This is a genomic window from Flaviaestuariibacter terrae (assembly GCF_054777635.1).
This window is the reverse complement of sequence record NZ_BAAHAL010000022.1, coordinates 19,952-35,320: the sequence shown is the minus strand read 5'-3', so window position 1 is coordinate 35,320 and position 15,369 is coordinate 19,952. Positions and strand designations below refer to the sequence as shown.

Sequence of the window (15,369 nt, the reverse complement as noted above, 5' to 3'; positions counted from 1 at the left end):
AACTATCTTTACGCCATGCACGGCATCATCCACCTCGAAGGCATCCGCAAGAACTATTTCCTCGGCAAGCAGGTTATCGAAGTGCTCAAGGGCATTTCGCTCGACATCTTCCGCAACGAGTACGTGGCGCTGATGGGCCCCTCGGGCTCGGGCAAAAGCACGCTGATGAACATCCTCGGCTGCCTCGATACGCCCACCGGTGGCCGCTATGTGCTGAATGATAAAGATGTGAGCCGCATGACCGACAACGACCTCGCCGATGTGCGCAACAAGGAGATCGGCTTCGTGTTCCAGCAGTTCAACCTCCTCCCCCGCCTCACCGCGCTGGAGAACGTTGCCCTCCCGCTGGTATATGCCGGGATGTCGAAAAAAGAGCGGCTTCAGAAAGCCGAGCACGTGCTCGAGATGGTGAGCCTCGCCGACCGCGCCCACCACAAGCCCAACGAGATGAGCGGCGGACAGAACCAGCGCGTGGCCATCGCCCGTGCCCTTGTCAACGACCCGTCGATGATCCTGGCCGACGAGCCCACGGGCAACCTCGATACCAAGACGTCGCACGAGATCATGGATATCTTTGGAAAGATCCACTCCTCGGGCAACACCGTGGTGCTGGTGACCCACGAAGAAGACATCGCCAACCATGCCCGCCGCATCATCCGCCTCCGCGACGGCGTGATCGAAAGCGACCGGCGCAACGAGCACCCCGTGCTGACGCACAGCGCACCGGCTGCGAGCTGACCCATTGATAAGTGGATCGGTGTTCGGTCGGAGCTTTTATACTTTTGCCGTTTACCAGGCAACGTATCAACCAGTCACTAATCAACTTCTTCCTGATGGCACTGAAGATCTATACCAAGACCGGCGACAAGGGCACTACAGCCCTCATCGGCGGCACCCGCGTTCCGAAAAGCCACCTGCGCATCGAAAGCTACGGCACCGTCGACGAGCTCAACTCCTGGATCGGCGTGGCGATGGATCATTTTACGGATGCGCATTCGCGTCAGACGCTCCGCGAGATCCAGGACCGTCTCTTCACCCTGGGCTCCGCGCTGGCCTGCGACCCCGAGAAAGAGCCGAAGCTCCGCATCCCCGACCTGCATGCCGAGGATGTTACCCTGCTGGAAAAAGAGATCGACCGGATGAATGAGGAGCTGGAGCCGATGCGCTCGTTTATCCTTCCCGGCGGCGCGCCGCTCGTGTCGTTTCTCCACGTGGCCCGCTGCGTGTGCCGCCGCGCCGAGCGCCTCTGCGTGGCCCTCCAGGAGGTCGACACGGACCTCGAATCCCTCATCCTGCAATACCTCAACCGCCTCAGTGACTACCTGTTCGTGCTGGCCCGCTATGCGGCGCACCTGCTCGGAGCGGAGGAGATCAAGTGGAAACCCAGAGTGTAGTCTGCTAATGTGTTAGTCTGCAGGTCTGCTAATGCAAGGACCTGCCGATCTAATGGGCGAACGCACAACCATCGGTTGGTAACTTATTGGCAAATTAGCAGACCAGCAGATTAGCAGACTAGCCAATCACCTTCCCGTCGCGCATCGTTACTACCCGGTCACTGAGCTGGGCGAGTTCTTCGTTGTGCGTTACGATGAGGAAGGTTTGCCCGAGCTCCTTGCGGAGGCGGAAGAATAGATCGTGGAGCTCGCGCGCATTGGCCGAGTCGAGGTTACCGGTGGGCTCGTCGGCGAACACGATATCCGGGTTATTGATAAGGGCGCGTGCAACAGCCACGCGTTGCTGCTCGCCGCCGGAGAGTTCGCCGGGCTTGTGGTCGAGGCGGTGACCCAGGCCGAGAAGGCCCAGCAGGCGCTCCGCTTCGGGGCGTACGGCGCCGCGGCGGCGACCACCGATCCAGGCCGGGATGGATACGTTCTCTATGGCTGAAAATTCAGGAAGCAGGTGGTGAAACTGGAACACAAAGCCGATGCGGCGGTTGCGGAGCTCGGCGAGCCGCTGGCCGGAAAGCTTCGTCAGCTCGGTGTTGCCCAGCGTCACGCGCCCGCGGTCGGGCCGGTCGAGCGTGCCGAGAATGTGCAGCAGCGTCGACTTTCCCGATCCCGACGGACCGACGATGGATACGATCTCGCCTTTGGCGAGCGAAAGGTCAACGCCCTTGAGCACCTCGAGCTGCCCGAACTGCTTGTGAATACCGGTGGCCTGTAGAAGAGACATCGGCGCAAATATAGTTTGGGGTTTGGAGTTTAGGGTTTGGAGTTTATCAGCCAGGTTCGTTGCCGGAGACGACAGCAACTGTAAACCCCAAACGCCAAACTGTAAACCGGCCCTGCCGAACCCTGATTTGGAAAATTCCGGATTCCCCCTACTTTTGCCGAAATTTCCGGGGCGGCCCGGAGGTTTTTCCCGTTGATTGGCATAGAAATTAGTCCGGTTAAACGGAAATATTTAGCTACCGATAAAACACGATACCCATGTTCTGGACACTGGAATTGGCCTCATACCTCGAAGACGCTCCCTGGCCGGCAACCAAAGACGAGCTGATCGACTACTCCATCCGCTCGGGCGCGCCCATCGAAGTGGTGGAGAACCTGCAGGAACTCGAAGACGAGGGCGAAGTGTATGAAAGCATCGAAGACATCTGGCCCGACTACCCGTCGCAGGAAGACTTCCTCTTCAACGAAGACGAGTACTAAGCCCCAAAAACGCTATCGAAAAAGCTGCCCCGATGGGCAGCTTTTTTTATCTTGCCTTCCTCAAAAATCAACTGCCATGATCCGACAACTGCTTACACTGCTTGCCTTTTTCCCCGTACTTATCGCAAATGCCCAGGATGTCGACGTCGACAAAAAGACCGGCATTGTCAAAGTCGACGGAAAAGATGCTTTCCTGATCGAAACAATCGGCAAGAGCGGCACCAAAACCTACTCCGTACAGAACCTGGCGAAAAAAGAATTCCTGCTCGTGAAGAACGAGGTGGTTGGTCAGTCGTACAACACGACATCGCACAAGATGGAGGACGATACAAAGCTGCGCTTCACCTTCACCGGCACCGGCAATACCTGCCTCGTGAGCTCCCCGATCTTCTCGTTCAGCTGGTATAAGATCATCGCAACCATCGTAGCCCGGGGCCGTCTCTTTGAAAGCGAGGCCATCAGCATAGAATCGGAGCGTCGCTTTGTCGTTTCCAATGGCGGTCAGTACAGGGCACCGGAGCAGCCGATGATCGTGCAGGTATCGGCGCCCGTTCCGGCGGCCAGCGCCAGCATCCAGCTCAAAGGCTCCCGCATCTACAACAACGACGAGGCTATCGGCACCTTCAAGCAAAGCACCGACGCTGGCACGGAAACCATACAGGTTTATAATGCCAACGACCAGAAGGTAGCCGTAGCGCGCCACCCCCAGGGCAAGCCCGACGAAGACTGGACGATCGTGCTCAGCGCGGATAACCGCACGGTGTCGGTGCTGTACAACAGTGCCACGCCGCTCGAGCGTCTCTTCCAATACCTCACCGAGAAGGGGCTGATGAAATGAGTAATGAGTAATCAACAATGAATAATGTGAAACTGATTCACGACCAAAAAGAAAGCCCCGCGATGCGGGGCTTTTCTATACTCATTACTGATTACTCATTATTCATTGCCCGAAGGATACATGCTGTCGACAATGGCCTGGCTGACGCCGGTGAAGGAGAAGCCACCATCGTGGAACAGGTTCTGCATCGTGATGTAGCGCGCCATGTCGGAGAACAGGAAGGCGCAGTAGTTGGCGCAATCCTCGGCCGACGCATTGCCCAGCGGGCTCATCTTCTCGGCATAATCCACGAAGGCATCGAAGCCTTTGACGCCGGAGCCCGCCGTTGTACGCGTGGGCGACTGCGACACGGTGTTGACGCGAACCTTGTTGCGCACGCCGTAGTGATAGCCGAAGGAGCGGGCGATGCTTTCGAGCAGCGCCTTGGCATCGGCCATTTCGTTATAATCGGGGAACACACGCTGGGCGGCGATGTAGCTGAGAGCCACCACGGAACCCCACTCATTGAGGGCGTCCAGGTCCCAGGCGGTGCGGAGCACGCGGTGCAGGCTCGTAGCCGAGATGTCGAGGGTCTTCTGGTTCCACTCGTAATTCATCTCCGTGTAGTGCTTGCCTTTGCGTACGTTGATGCCCATGCCGATGGAATGCAGCACGAAGTCGATCTTGCCGCCGAAGTGCGCCATCGATTCCTCGAAGAGCTTCTTGAGATCGTCCATGTTGGTCACGTCGGCGCCGATGACCGGGGCACCGATCATCTCGGCGAGCTTGTTGATCTCGCCCATGCGCAGGGCTACGGGTGCATTGGAGAGCACGATCTGCGCGCCCTGGGCGTGGCAGGCTACGGCCGTCTTCCAGGCGATCGACTTTTCGTCGAGCGCGCCGAAGATGATGCCTTTCTTTCCTGCCAGAAGGTTATTTGCCATAAGTGTTGGAGGTTTTGTACCGGCTACCGGTGCACAAATATAATGTGCAAGTCTGCTAATCTGCCAGTCCGCTACTACTTCTTCTCTACTAATAGCAGATTAGCATACTGCCTCATTAGCAGACTAATTCATCACCATCTCGCGCGCATTCTCCAGCGCCGCAGCCGTTGGCTTCTCGCCGCTCAGCATTTTTGCGATGGCAACGATCCGCTCGTCGGTGCTGAGGGTGCGGATGCCGGTCTTCACGGCATCGCCCTGCGCGGTCTTGTACACGAAAAAGTGGCGGTCGCCCTTGCCCGCGATCTGCGGCTGGTGGGTGATGCAGATCACCTGGCGGGCATCGGCAAGCTCCTTCATGATGATGCCCACCTGCTTGGCGGCCTCCCCCGAGATACCGGTGTCGATCTCGTCGAAGATGAGGGTTGGCAGGTTCATCGAGGTAGCGACGAGCGATTTGATGCACAGCATGAGGCGGCTCAGCTCACCACCCGAGGCCACTTTGCGTAGGGGCGAAAAATGGTTGCTCTTGTTGGCGTCAAAAAGAAACTCGATAGCATCGAGGCCGAAGGGCAGCAGGCTGTCGCCGGGAACCACCTGCACCTTGAGGCGCGCGTTGGGCATCCCCACCTGCGCCAGCATCTGGTTCACGCGCTTCTCGAGCGGAGCCACCTGGGCGAGGCGCGCGGAGGAGAGTTGCTTCGCCAGCTTCAGCGCTTCGCCTTCCCGTAGTTCTACGGTACGCGCCGCTGTGGCGATGTCGCTGTCGATATTGAGCACGGCCTGGAGCTTTTCACCCAGGTCGGCCTTGATGGCAAGGAGTTCGGCAGTGCTTTGCACACCGTGCTTCTTCAGTAATTTATACCCAAGCGAAAGACGCTCATTAAGCTGCTCGATCGTGGCGGGGTCGGAGCTGACGTGACTGTTGATGCGATCGAGCTCGTCGGCGATATCCTGCAGCTCGAGGTAGGCCGAATCGAGTCGCTGCGCGAGGGCCGGGAGGTCGGGATGCAGGTCGCGGAAGGGCTGCAGCGCCGAGCCGATGCCGCGGAGGCTGCGGAGCATAGGCGTTTCACCTTCGCCCAGTTCGTAGCAGGCCTTGCTGAGGGCGTTCTTGATGCCTTCGGCGTTGGACTGCACCTTCAGCTCGCGGTCAAGATCCTCCAGCTCGTTTTCCTTGAAGGCTGCTTCTTCGAGCTCGCCGTATTGAAACTGGTGGTAGTCGAATTCGCGGGCGGCCTGCGCCTTGGTTTCCTCGAGGCGCGCCAGTGTGCGGCGCGCTTCCGTCAATTGCGTGTACACGGCCCCGTAAGCCTTCAGCGTGGCGCGGTTGCCGCCGAGGGCGTCGAGCACCTGCCGCTGGAAATCGCTTTCGCCGAGCTCTAGGGTGTCGAACTGCTGGTGCAGGTCGACGAGCAGGGAGCTCAGTTGATTGAGCTGCGCAAGGTTGACCGGCGTATCGTTGACAAAGGCGCGGCTCTTGCCGCTGGGGGCGATCTCGCGGCGCACAACAAGATCATCCTGCACATCGAGCTCCTGCTCCTGCAGAAACTGGAGCACGGCCTCGTCGAGCGCCTCGTGGCGGAAGAGGCCTTCCACCACGCATTTTTTCTCGCGGTTCAGCAGCGCGCCCGCATCGGCGCGGCGGCCCAGGATGAGGCCCAGCGCACCCAGCAGGATCGACTTGCCGGCCCCGGTCTCACCGGTGATGATATTGAGGTGCTCGGAAAAATCGACCTCCAGTTGGTCGATGATGGCGTAGTTCTGTATAGCGAGTCGGGATAGCATACGGGTCAACAAAATAAAGGAAAAGGCGGCGCTTCGCAACGGCCGGCCGGCCAAAAAATGACAAATTTTTTAGCAAGATTCCGTGTTGGGAAAAACAACAAGATTTTAAGGGGAAAGAAGGTTCGGAACCGCGAAGAGAATAAGAAAAGAAGGTGGTACGCGAAGAGACACACAGTGTGCGTCTCTTCGCTTTGATCAATAAAAACGTCCCGCCGATGGCGGGACGTTTTCGTATCTCTTCGCGAATGCCTTTTTCTCTACTTTTCTTCGTGGTTCCGAAGCTTATTAAGCTTCTAACCCTTATTTCACCTCGATAGAGTCGCTCAGTTCGGTGTCGACGAGGATACGGCCGCAGTTTTCGCAGACCATTACCTTCTTGCGCTGCTTGATCTCGCTTTGCTTCTGGGGCGGGATGGCGTAGAAGCAGCCACCGCAGGCATCACGCTCAACGGGCACCACGGCGAGGCCGTTGCGGTAGGAGGAGCGGATCTTCTCGTAGGAAGCGAGCAGGCGGGGATCAACAGCGGCACGGGCCTTCTCGGCGTCCTGCTGGTATTGCTTCTCCTCCGTTTCGGTGGTGGAAATGATCTTCTCGAGCTCGCCTTTCTTGGCGTTGAGCACGGCTTCCTTGTTGCCGAGGGCCTTCTTGGCCTTATCGAGCGAAACCGCTTTTTCGGAGATCTCCTCCTTCGCGTCCTTGATATGCTTTTCGCAGAGCTTCACTTCGAGCTGCTGCATTTCGATCTCTTTGTTGATGGCTTCGAACTCGCGGTTGTTCTTCACGTTCTCCGAGTCCTTCTCGTACTTCTTGATCAGGCCCTCGGCGGTCTTGATGGCCTCCTGCTTCTGGGCGATGAACTCGGTGATGCCGTTGATCTCTTCCTCGATGCGCAGCTGGCGGGCATGCAGGCCCTGGATCTCGTCTTCGAGGTCGGCTACTTCCATCGGCAGCTCGCCCTTCAGGATGCGGATCTCGTCAAGCTTGGAATCGATCTTCTGGAGGTTTACAAGGGCGGTCAGCTTTTCTTCGACCGAGTATTCTTTTACGTTTGCCATGAGGGATATGACGTTTAAGGTTTGATCCGCCCGTTTTCCTGACCCAGGAAATACCGCAGCGGGTTCGTCGGCACCGACGATTTAAGGACGGCAAAGGTAGGGAATTTTCCGGCGATAAGCTCCTGCAGGAGGTCTACGGTGAACTGCTCGCTCTCCCAGTGTCCGATGTCGGCCAGCAGCATCCGCTCCTCGGCGTCGAAAAACTCGTGGTATTTAACATCTGCTGTTACGTAGGCGTCCGCCCCGGCGGCCAGGGCGGCCCGGATCAGGAAGGCGCCGGAGCCCCCGCAAAGGGCCACCCGGCGTACCGGCCGGTCGGGCGGCGCCGTATGGCGCACAACGCTGAGCCCGAAGGCGTCCTTAAGGAGCTGGAGGAAGGCCCCGGGGGCCAGCGGCGCCGGGAGCTCGCCGATCAACCCCGCCCCGATCCCGAAGTGCGCGTTTTCCATCGTAAAGATGTCGTAGGCGACCTCCTCGTAGGGATGCGCCTTCACCAGGGCCCGCACGACCTGGTCTTCGAGGTAAAACGGGAAGACGATCTCGAGCTTCGTTTCCCGCTCCGTGTGGCGCTCGCCCAATTTCCCTACATATGGATCGGCCCCTTCCTCTGCCTTGAAGGTGCCCTCGCCCACCGTGTTGAAGCTGCACTCCGAATACTTGCCGATATGGCCGGCGCCGGCGGCAAAAACCGCGTCGCGGACTTCGGCGGCCTTGTCTACGGGAGCGAAGGTGATGAGGCGGCGGAGCTGCCGCGATTTCGGGAGTAGCACCTGCCCCTCGCCGATCCCGAGCCGGTCGGCCATGCGGCGGCTGACGCCGGCCACCACGTTGTCGAGGTTGGTGTGGCAGGCGTAGATGGCGATATCATTCTTGATGGCGGTAATGAGGGCGCGCTCGATATAGGTCTTGCCGTTGATCCGCTTCAGCCCCTTGAACACAATCGGGTGATGCGCCACAACGAGGTTACAGCCCCGGGCGACCGCTTCTTCGATCACCTCGGGCGTCGCATCGAGGGTACACAGCACGCCGCGGCACTCCCAGGAACGGTCCCCGGTAAGGAGGCCCGCGTTGTCGTAGTCTTCCTGCAGCTCGGGCGCCGCAAAGCGCTCCAGCTCCAGCAGAATGTCGTGGATCTTCATGGGCGAAAGATAGCTCAGTTCAACTTCCAGCTGATACCGAAGCGGAGCCCGCGCAGGTAGGCGGGCTTGCCGGCAGGGGAACCATTCGCCTGGCTCCAGTTCGTGACACCCGCTGAGTAACCGACCTGCAGGCCAAAGCGGCCGGTGCGGAGCATCAGGTTCGAGCGGCCGCGGAAGTCGATACCGGGCTGCTCGGTGCTGTAGAAAACCGAAACCGCCTGGTTGCGGCCACTGGCGTCCGTGTAGGTTACCTTACCCACCTGTTTGCTGCTTGTTTCGAAGGCTATTTCGGGCCCTACAGTCAGGTCGAGCTTGACGCGCCTGTCGATAAGACGGCCGCCGATAAAGAGGTGCAGCGTAAAAAAGCCGCTGTTCAGTTCGGTGAACGAAGATTGGTCGGCCGCTGTCTTCCATTGGCTTCCGTTGTATGGGGCCGTTTGCACCGTATCGATCCGGCTGCGGCTGCGGAGCCGCTCGTAGGCCAGGGAGATGCCGCCGATAAAGCGTTTGACGCCCACGGTCTGCACCTCAACGGCAACCCCGGAGGCAGGTGCCATCCGTTTGCCATACTGGCTGGCCACCCTGCCGGAGCCACCGGTATAAACCTGGTATTGGGTTGCGGAGGTCGCGCCCGGGCCCCCGAAATGGAACAACCCGGAATTAAGGGCAATGCGGAATTCGGTCTTTTGCGCGGAAGAGGCGCCGGCGCTGAGCAGCAGGGCGGCGAGCAGGAGGTTTCGTGGCATCATGCGTGGAATAGGTTACTGCAAAATAAAGGGCACTGTTGCATTTGGCCATGGCCTATTTTACACATACATCATGTCAGGACCGCAGCTTTTTACCATATTCAACACGATGATGCAGGGCGAGGGTGGCCGGAGTATTGAATCGGTGCGGCGCCTGCGGGCCGCGCGGCGACGCAGGCTTCGCTGGCGCCACGGCGTGCTCGATGTGTTCCAGGTGCTGCTCGGTGTGCTCTCCGCCGGCTTCGGCCTCAAAGGATTCCTGTTGCACAACGGCTTTATCGATGGCGGCGTCACCGGCATTTCGCTCCTCACGCAACGTGTGAGCGGCTGGTCGCTGGAGTTGCTGATCGTAGTCCTCAACATTCCCTTTATCATCCTCGGCTGGCAACAGATCGGCCGCGGCTTCAGCATCCGCAGTATCTCGGCTATCGGGCTGCTGGCCCTCGCGCTTTACCTGGTGCCCTACCCCACCGTCACCAACGACAAGATCCTCGTATCGGTATTCGGCGGGTTTTTCCTGGGCGCCGGCATCGGCATGAGCATCCGCGGCGGCGCGGTGCTCGACGGCACCGAGGTGCTGGCCATTTACCTCAATCGCAACAGCAACCTGTCGGTCGGCGATTTTATCCTGGCCTTCAACATCTGCATCTTCGGCGTCGCGGCCTGGCTGCTGTCGGTAGAGACCGCGCTGTATTCCATCCTCACCTACCTCGCAGCGTCCAAAACCATCGACTTCATCCTGGAAGGAATCGACGAGTTCACGGGTGTCACAATCATTTCGGTAAAGAGCCGGCAGATCAGCGATATGATCACCGTGAACCTGGGCCGCGGCCTCACCATCTACCAGGGCAAGCGCGGAGTGGGCAAGAGCGGCGAAAAAACCAACACCAGCGATATCATCTTTACCGTGGTGAGCCGCCTCGAGCTGAACCGCCTCAAGGCCGAAGTGGCAGCCATCGACCGCAACGCCTTCCTCGTGATGCACCCGGTGAAAGAAACCCGTGGAGGACTGGTGAAGCGCAAGCCGCTGAAGAAGATAAAGGGAGGGTGAACGAGAGAATGGAGGATCGCGGATCCAGGATCACAGATCGCGGATCGCGGATCTAGGATCTAGGATCTAGGATCTAGGATCTAAGATCTCAGATCTAAGATCTCGGATCTAGGATCTGGGGTCTATCCATTCAGCGTTTGGCGCGGATGCGGCTCAGGGTTTCGGCGCTGATGCCGAGCCAGGAGGCAAGGTAACCGAGCGGCACGCGCTGCAGCAGCTGCGGCTGTTGTTCCAGGAGATCCTTGTAGCGCTCCGCCGCCGTGCGGAACTGCGCGTTGACGTAGCGCTCCTCGAGGCGGATATAGTAGCGCTCGTACGCAATCCGGAGGGCCCGCTCGAGCTCGGGGTGCGTGTCGAGCAGCGCGCTGAGCGTCTCTTTCGAAATCGCCCACAGCACCGAGTCTTCGAGCAGCTCGATCGTCTCAACGGAGGCGGTACCGGTGCTGAAGCTGTGAAAGGAGGTTACGAATTCCTCAGCCAGCGCAAACCAGTGCGTTACCTCCCGGCCATCGAGCAGGTAGTAGCCGCGAAGGGCGCCACTTTCAAGAAAATAAAGATGGCGGCAAACCTGCCCGGCGCGCACAAGCTCCTCGTCGCGCGCCAGCGTCTGCGCTTCAAAAGCGCTGCCGATCGCCTCGCGCGCAGCGGCACTGAGCGGGTGAAAGCGGCCGATATTTCCAAGGAGACGGTCCTGGTTCATGCGGTTCCATTGTTGATCGATGCGGTGCGGAAAGTATCGTTGTGGCTTGCGCTCATCACCTGCGCTTGCCCAGCCAGAAACCGATGCTGAACTGGCCCACGCTGGTGTAGCCGTTAACATTCTGGGTGCTCTTGACCACGTCGCCGTTCTGGTTGTATTCGTAGCGGATATTTTTCGAGAAGTAGTAGCCCAGCCCCAGGGAAAGCTCGAGGCTGAAGCGCTTCGGGTAATTGCGCTGGATGCCCCACACGGCGCCGAGTGAATGAACGGCCCGCGCTTCGGGCTCGGCGAGGGAAACGTCGTTGAGGCGCCGCCTGGACCAATACACCCGGTACAGCGGCCCTACGAAATTGAGGTTGTTGTTGGCCGTGCGTCGCCCGGCAGCCTCACGTGCCCGCTGGTTGTAATAAAACCGGTATTGCAGCATCAGCGCCGGGTCGATATGGGCATCCGAGCGGGTGCCCAGCGCGCTTGACGACGCCAGCGAAAAGGAAAGCGTGCCAAAGGCTTCCGCGAGCACCGACTGGAAACGGCCGACGCGCTTTTCATAGGTGACACCGGGGCTCAGGAAGGTTACCCGCAACAGGTCGCGGATCCCTGCCGACGTATCGGCCGCTTCCTGCGCGGAGGCAGCAAGCGCAACAAGCAGGCAGGCAAGAAAAAGGGGCAGGCGTCGGTTCATTGGTTTTGGTTTGCCGTAAAAATACGGCTGCCGTTCCTTTCAGGAACACAGTCCTTGCCGGCCGGCACCGCAAAGCATTGTTTCGATGGAGAAAAAAAATGCCGCTCCTGGAAAGGAGCGGCTTCCTTGGAAACGCTGCTAAACGATCAATCCTGCTGCAAAAGCCGACCGTTCACGGTCTTACTGCCGACGGTCAGGCAGTACAAAACCAAAGCGTTGACATTTCCTTTCAGCGAAAGGGTCACCGTGCGTACCGTTCCGGCTTCTGCATAGCCGTAATTCGTAGCAGCTACCCGGCGCCCGGCCACATCATACACCTCGAGCAACACCCGACCGGAAACGGGCGTGCGGAAGTTGAAGCTGACCGTATTGCGGAAGGGATTGGGATAAGCCTGCACCTTCAGCTCATTGCCACCGGTTTCCTTCGGACGAATGGTTCGCATATTCTTGCTGGGCGCCTTTTGTGTGCTCACAGCATTGTTCAGTCGCGCGTTGCTGCTGCACGTGGTTGCGTCACTGCAGAACGCCGTATCCGAAACGCAACCGTTCGCTCTTATAAGGATGTAGGGACTGGAGCCTGCCGCAAGGCTGTCGAATTGCGGACTCGAGCGCCAGGATGTGCCTCCGTTGATACTGTACTCATACCTTCCGCCCGTCGGGCTCAGCACCTTAATGGACCCTGTTGCAGGCCCGCACAGCGAGGGTTGTACCGCGCAGATCGTCGGCGTCGCGGGGCTCTCGGTAACCGTGAGGGTAACTTTGGCGCGGCTGTAAATGGATGAATTGGAGCTGTTGGCCACCTTGGCGTAGATCGTAGTGTCGTCGGTGCTGTACGAGGTGGAATCGGTGATCAGCGTGCTGAGCGTGGAGTCGCTGTACCAGGTCACGACGACGTTTGTCTGGCCGCCGGATACATCGTCCACAAGCGTGCGCAGGTCGAAGGTTCCCGTTGTGCCGCCGGGGTCGGCGCACGCAGTTGCGGAGGCCGATGTGGAAGTCGGAACCTGGATCGGGATATACTGGCCCGGGGGCAGCTGGTAGCACTTGGACGGAGTTCCGGGGCAGCGGAACGCCGCGCTACCCTGGCAATAATCGGTATTGCCGGTGCCCCAGGCCAGGAATACATCCGTGAGCACGATGGACGCGCCGCAGGTCCAGGAAAACGTGCTCTGAAAAACAACGCGGTTTGTCGGCTGGTTCAGCGCGACGCTGAAGCATTGCTTGGTGTTGGTGAGCAGGCTGCCTACAACACCGTTTGAAAAGTTTTTGATGTTGGCGTACACTTCGACGCCGACGCGCGGTGTCTTCGTGGTCAGCTCCAGCCCCAGCTTCACCGTTGCCGTGCCGTTGCAGGCAAAGGAAGACGTCAGCTCGAGGTTGGTGCTGGGGTCTACGAGGAAAGCACGGATGATCTGCACGTCGTTGGAGGTGCATCCCACTTTACAATCGGCCGGTGTCTGTGGCTGTGCCGCAGCCGGGAGGCCTGTCAGGAGGCCGGTGCCGAGCAGGCAGAAGGCCACTGCAGTTCGAGGTAAAATTGACAGTTTCATGTAGGGTCAGTTGAAAGGTTATTGATTGATCGTTGAGGCTGCATTGGTGTATAACGGCAATGCACAACCGCCACAAGCTTGACGCAGGATGCCCGTTGCCCGCAGGTGCTGTTGTACAGTCGTAAATGAAACGGTTAGGGAGCTCTGGCAGCCCGGTGGAGAGGCGTCCGTTCCGGTAAACCGTCGGACGGGGGCATACCGTACAAACACAGGGATGAGCCTGCAGCAGTACTGCATAGTAGGCGCTTTTTAGGTTAGCAATTGCCGGTTCGGTCCGGTTCATCACCTCAAACACAAGTGCAGCCCGGCATGCGGCGCAAGCGACCCCGAAAACCCGGGTGCCGGCGCGAGCGATACCAATGCTGCAATAGTGTACGAGCGTGTTGGAAATAAGCTTCGCATGTACGAAGCAGGACGATCCTGGTGACGCGCGCAGCAAGCTGCGGCGCGTCCGCGATTCCGTGAAACTAATCACAAACTTCAGGCCCGGAATCAGTAGAAATACGTATTTGCGTGGCCGCCAGGAAAAGCCCGCGGCTAACCGCTTGACGATAAATCATTTGTTCCGTTCCCTATTCCAAATCCGCAGGCGAAAATTCCGTTGCCGGCTCTGCTGCTGACGCGGTAACCGGTCATTCATCACCGTTGCCGCAGCGTTCCCGGTTTATTTTGTTTCCTGAAAACCCCAATCGCGACAGCCCGGCTTACCGTGCACGATGACTACGCGATACAGGAGTACATTTGTCGCATGGCCGCTTACTCCGATTATGTCAGCCAGATGCAGCGGATCGCCGACATCCGCTACGCATCGGCCGTTTTGCAATGGGACCAGGAAACCTACCTGCCGCCGAAGGGCGCACACTTCCGCGGGCAGCAACTGAGCACGCTCTCGGAGATGGCCCACGACCTGTTCAGCAGCGAGCGCCTCGGCGCCCTGCTCGACGAACTGCTCGCCTCCACCGGCCTTGACGAGCGGCAGCGACGCAACGTGGAGCTGAGCCGGGAAGACTACCAGAAGAACAAGAAATACAGCGCCTCGCTCGTGCGCCGGCTTTCGGATGCCGGCAACAAGGCCTTTCACAGCTGGATCGAGGCGCGGCGGCAAAACGACTTCGCGGTGTTCGCGCCGGCCCTCAGCGAGATGCTGGAGCTGAAAAAAGAAGAAGCCGAAGCCCTTGGCTACAGCGTTCATCCCTACGATGCCCTGCTCGACGAGTATGAAAAGGGAGCGAGCAGCACGCAGCTCGATGCGGTGTTCGGCGACCTCCTGCCCCAGCTCAAAGGCCTGCTCGACGAGCTGCTTGCGCAGCCGCCCGCCGACGACTCCTTTCTGAAGCAGCCGTACGCGCCCGACACCCAGTGGCAGTGGGGCCTCGACCTGATCCGCCAGCTTGGCTTCGACGAGGCCGCGGGCCGCCAGGACCGCAGCGAGCATCCCTTTACCACCAGCTTCTCGGCGCAGGACGTGCGCATCACCACCCGCATCGACGCCAACGACTTCAGCAACATGACCTGGAGCAGCATCCACGAGGTCGGGCATGCCCTGTACGAGCAGGGGCTGCCGCCCGATCAATACGGGCTCCCCCTTGGTGAGGCCGCATCGCTGTCGATACACGAATCGCAATCGCGGCTCTGGGAAAACAACGTCGGCCGGAGCTATGCCTTCTGGGAGCACTGGCTGCCGCAGCTGGAGCACTATTTTCCCGCGCAGCTCCGCGGCGTGGACCCACAGCGCTTTTTCCGCGGCATCAACAAAGTGCAGCCTTCGCTGATCCGCACCGAGGCCGACGAGGTCACCTATCATTTTCACGTGTATATCCGCTACAGCCTCGAAAAGGCCCTCATCGAAGGCAGCCTTGCCGTGGCCGACATCCCGGCCTACTGGGCGGAAAACTACCGGAAGTGGCTCGGGGTAACGCCGCCCGACGACCGCCAGGGCGCGCTGCAGGATGTGCACTGGAGCCACGGCTCTTTCGGCTACTTCCCGACCTACAGCCTTGGAAGCCTTTATGCCGCGCAGTTCTACGCCGCCGCGGCCGATGCCCTCCCCGGCCTCGAAGAGGAGATCCGGGCCGGCCGCACGGGCGGCCTGCTCGCCTGGCTGCGGGCGCAGATCCACGTTCATGGCCGCCATTACAGCAGCGATGCGCTTTGCCGGCGAATTACGGCACAATCGTTGAGCAGTGCGTACTTCATCAGGTACGTCCGGCAGAAATACCGCCTCGGCTGATAAAACCCATCTGATCCC

General features: G+C 59.5%; 15 protein-coding genes. 6 read left to right on the top strand and 9 right to left on the bottom strand.

What is annotated here, in order from left to right:
* The first annotated feature begins 15 nt into the window (after window positions 1–15).
* On the top strand, window positions 16–738 hold the full coding sequence (locus ACYU7Z_RS17120; RefSeq protein WP_460572704.1) for an ABC transporter ATP-binding protein: 723 nt from the start codon (window positions 16–18) through the stop codon (window positions 736–738).
* Between the two features lie 95 nt (window positions 739–833).
* Entirely contained in the window at window positions 834–1,394 is a 561-nt protein-coding gene (locus tag ACYU7Z_RS17115; protein WP_460572703.1) for a cob(I)yrinic acid a,c-diamide adenosyltransferase, read from the top strand.
* A gap of 118 nt (window positions 1,395–1,512) precedes the next feature.
* Here ACYU7Z_RS17115 and ACYU7Z_RS17110 read toward each other — a convergent pair whose 3' ends face one another.
* A complete protein-coding gene (locus ACYU7Z_RS17110) occupies window positions 1,513–2,172 on the bottom strand; it encodes an ABC transporter ATP-binding protein (protein ID WP_460572701.1) in 660 nt (219 codons plus the stop codon).
* A 257-nt stretch (window positions 2,173–2,429) separates the two neighbouring features.
* On the opposite strand from ACYU7Z_RS17110, the gene ACYU7Z_RS17105 reads away from it, so the two are divergent.
* Together ACYU7Z_RS17105 and ACYU7Z_RS17100 are read left to right on the top strand one after the other, a co-directional pair.
* Window positions 2,430–2,651, top strand: coding sequence for a DUF2795 domain-containing protein (locus ACYU7Z_RS17105; protein ID WP_073045655.1), 222 nt, complete (start codon window positions 2,430–2,432; stop codon window positions 2,649–2,651).
* Window positions 2,652–2,727: 76 nt separating this feature from the next.
* Window positions 2,728–3,489: a hypothetical protein gene (locus ACYU7Z_RS17100; protein ID WP_460572698.1), complete on the top strand. Its 762-nt coding sequence runs from the start codon at window positions 2,728–2,730 to the stop codon at window positions 3,487–3,489.
* Between the two features lie 98 nt (window positions 3,490–3,587).
* Here the strand turns inward: ACYU7Z_RS17100 and ACYU7Z_RS17095 are convergent, their stop codons facing one another.
* From ACYU7Z_RS17095 to ACYU7Z_RS17075, 5 genes are all read right to left on the bottom strand, one after another.
* The gene (locus ACYU7Z_RS17095; RefSeq protein WP_460572696.1) at window positions 3,588–4,412 is read right to left on the bottom strand and encodes an enoyl-ACP reductase FabI; all 825 of its coding nucleotides are present in this window, start codon (window positions 4,410–4,412) and stop codon (window positions 3,588–3,590) included.
* 123 nt (window positions 4,413–4,535) lie between these two features.
* Window positions 4,536–6,197, bottom strand: coding sequence for a DNA repair protein RecN (recN, locus tag ACYU7Z_RS17090; RefSeq protein WP_460572694.1), 1,662 nt, complete (start codon window positions 6,195–6,197; stop codon window positions 4,536–4,538).
* A 300-nt stretch (window positions 6,198–6,497) separates the two neighbouring features.
* The gene (locus ACYU7Z_RS17085; RefSeq protein WP_460572692.1) at window positions 6,498–7,253 is read right to left on the bottom strand and encodes a zinc ribbon domain-containing protein; all 756 of its coding nucleotides are present in this window, start codon (window positions 7,251–7,253) and stop codon (window positions 6,498–6,500) included.
* A 14-nt stretch (window positions 7,254–7,267) separates the two neighbouring features.
* Window positions 7,268–8,392 carry a Nif3-like dinuclear metal center hexameric protein gene (locus ACYU7Z_RS17080; protein ID WP_460572690.1) on the bottom strand — a complete coding sequence of 375 codons (1,125 nt, stop codon included), beginning with the start codon at window positions 8,390–8,392 and terminating at the stop codon, window positions 7,268–7,270.
* Window positions 8,393–8,406: 14 nt separating this feature from the next.
* Window positions 8,407–9,141 carry a hypothetical protein gene (locus ACYU7Z_RS17075; protein ID WP_460572688.1) on the bottom strand — a complete coding sequence of 245 codons (735 nt, stop codon included), beginning with the start codon at window positions 9,139–9,141 and terminating at the stop codon, window positions 8,407–8,409.
* 70 nt (window positions 9,142–9,211) lie between these two features.
* Here ACYU7Z_RS17075 and ACYU7Z_RS17070 point away from each other — a divergent pair, with 70 nt between their 5' ends.
* Entirely contained in the window at window positions 9,212–10,189 is a 978-nt protein-coding gene (locus ACYU7Z_RS17070; RefSeq protein WP_460572686.1) for a YitT family protein, read from the top strand.
* 130 nt (window positions 10,190–10,319) lie between these two features.
* Here ACYU7Z_RS17070 and ACYU7Z_RS17065 read toward each other — a convergent pair whose 3' ends face one another.
* From ACYU7Z_RS17065 to ACYU7Z_RS17055, 3 genes are all read right to left on the bottom strand, one after another.
* Window positions 10,320–10,889 carry a Crp/Fnr family transcriptional regulator gene (locus ACYU7Z_RS17065; protein ID WP_460572684.1) on the bottom strand — a complete coding sequence of 190 codons (570 nt, stop codon included), beginning with the start codon at window positions 10,887–10,889 and terminating at the stop codon, window positions 10,320–10,322.
* 55 nt (window positions 10,890–10,944) lie between these two features.
* A complete protein-coding gene (locus ACYU7Z_RS17060; protein WP_460572682.1) occupies window positions 10,945–11,571 on the bottom strand; it encodes a hypothetical protein in 627 nt (208 codons plus the stop codon).
* A gap of 146 nt (window positions 11,572–11,717) precedes the next feature.
* Window positions 11,718–13,121, bottom strand: coding sequence for a hypothetical protein (locus ACYU7Z_RS17055; RefSeq protein WP_460572680.1), 1,404 nt, complete (start codon window positions 13,119–13,121; stop codon window positions 11,718–11,720).
* Window positions 13,122–13,869: 748 nt separating this feature from the next.
* Between ACYU7Z_RS17055 and ACYU7Z_RS17050 the strand changes: the two genes are divergently transcribed.
* Window positions 13,870–15,351, top strand: coding sequence for a carboxypeptidase M32 (locus ACYU7Z_RS17050; RefSeq protein ID WP_460572678.1), 1,482 nt, complete (start codon window positions 13,870–13,872; stop codon window positions 15,349–15,351).
* Window positions 15,352–15,369 lie beyond the last annotated feature (18 nt).

Coding starts and splice junctions, on each gene's coding strand:
- ACYU7Z_RS17120 (WP_460572704.1), top strand. CDS start 16: ATGCACGGCATCATCCACCTCGAAGGCATCCGCAAGAACTATTTCCTC.
- ACYU7Z_RS17115 (WP_460572703.1), top strand. CDS start 834: ATGGCACTGAAGATCTATACCAAGACCGGCGACAAGGGCACTACAGCC.
- ACYU7Z_RS17110 (WP_460572701.1), bottom strand. CDS start 2,172: ATGTCTCTTCTACAGGCCACCGGTATTCACAAGCAGTTCGGGCAGCTC.
- ACYU7Z_RS17105 (WP_073045655.1), top strand. CDS start 2,430: ATGTTCTGGACACTGGAATTGGCCTCATACCTCGAAGACGCTCCCTGG.
- ACYU7Z_RS17100 (WP_460572698.1), top strand. CDS start 2,728: ATGATCCGACAACTGCTTACACTGCTTGCCTTTTTCCCCGTACTTATC.
- ACYU7Z_RS17095 (WP_460572696.1), bottom strand. CDS start 4,412: ATGGCAAATAACCTTCTGGCAGGAAAGAAAGGCATCATCTTCGGCGCG.
- recN (WP_460572694.1), bottom strand. CDS start 6,197: ATGCTATCCCGACTCGCTATACAGAACTACGCCATCATCGACCAACTG.
- ACYU7Z_RS17085 (WP_460572692.1), bottom strand. CDS start 7,253: ATGGCAAACGTAAAAGAATACTCGGTCGAAGAAAAGCTGACCGCCCTT.
- ACYU7Z_RS17080 (WP_460572690.1), bottom strand. CDS start 8,392: ATGAAGATCCACGACATTCTGCTGGAGCTGGAGCGCTTTGCGGCGCCC.
- ACYU7Z_RS17075 (WP_460572688.1), bottom strand. CDS start 9,141: ATGATGCCACGAAACCTCCTGCTCGCCGCCCTGCTGCTCAGCGCCGGC.
- ACYU7Z_RS17070 (WP_460572686.1), top strand. CDS start 9,212: ATGTCAGGACCGCAGCTTTTTACCATATTCAACACGATGATGCAGGGC.
- ACYU7Z_RS17065 (WP_460572684.1), bottom strand. CDS start 10,889: ATGAACCAGGACCGTCTCCTTGGAAATATCGGCCGCTTTCACCCGCTC.
- ACYU7Z_RS17060 (WP_460572682.1), bottom strand. CDS start 11,571: ATGAACCGACGCCTGCCCCTTTTTCTTGCCTGCCTGCTTGTTGCGCTT.
- ACYU7Z_RS17055 (WP_460572680.1), bottom strand. CDS start 13,121: ATGAAACTGTCAATTTTACCTCGAACTGCAGTGGCCTTCTGCCTGCTC.
- ACYU7Z_RS17050 (WP_460572678.1), top strand. CDS start 13,870: ATGGCCGCTTACTCCGATTATGTCAGCCAGATGCAGCGGATCGCCGAC.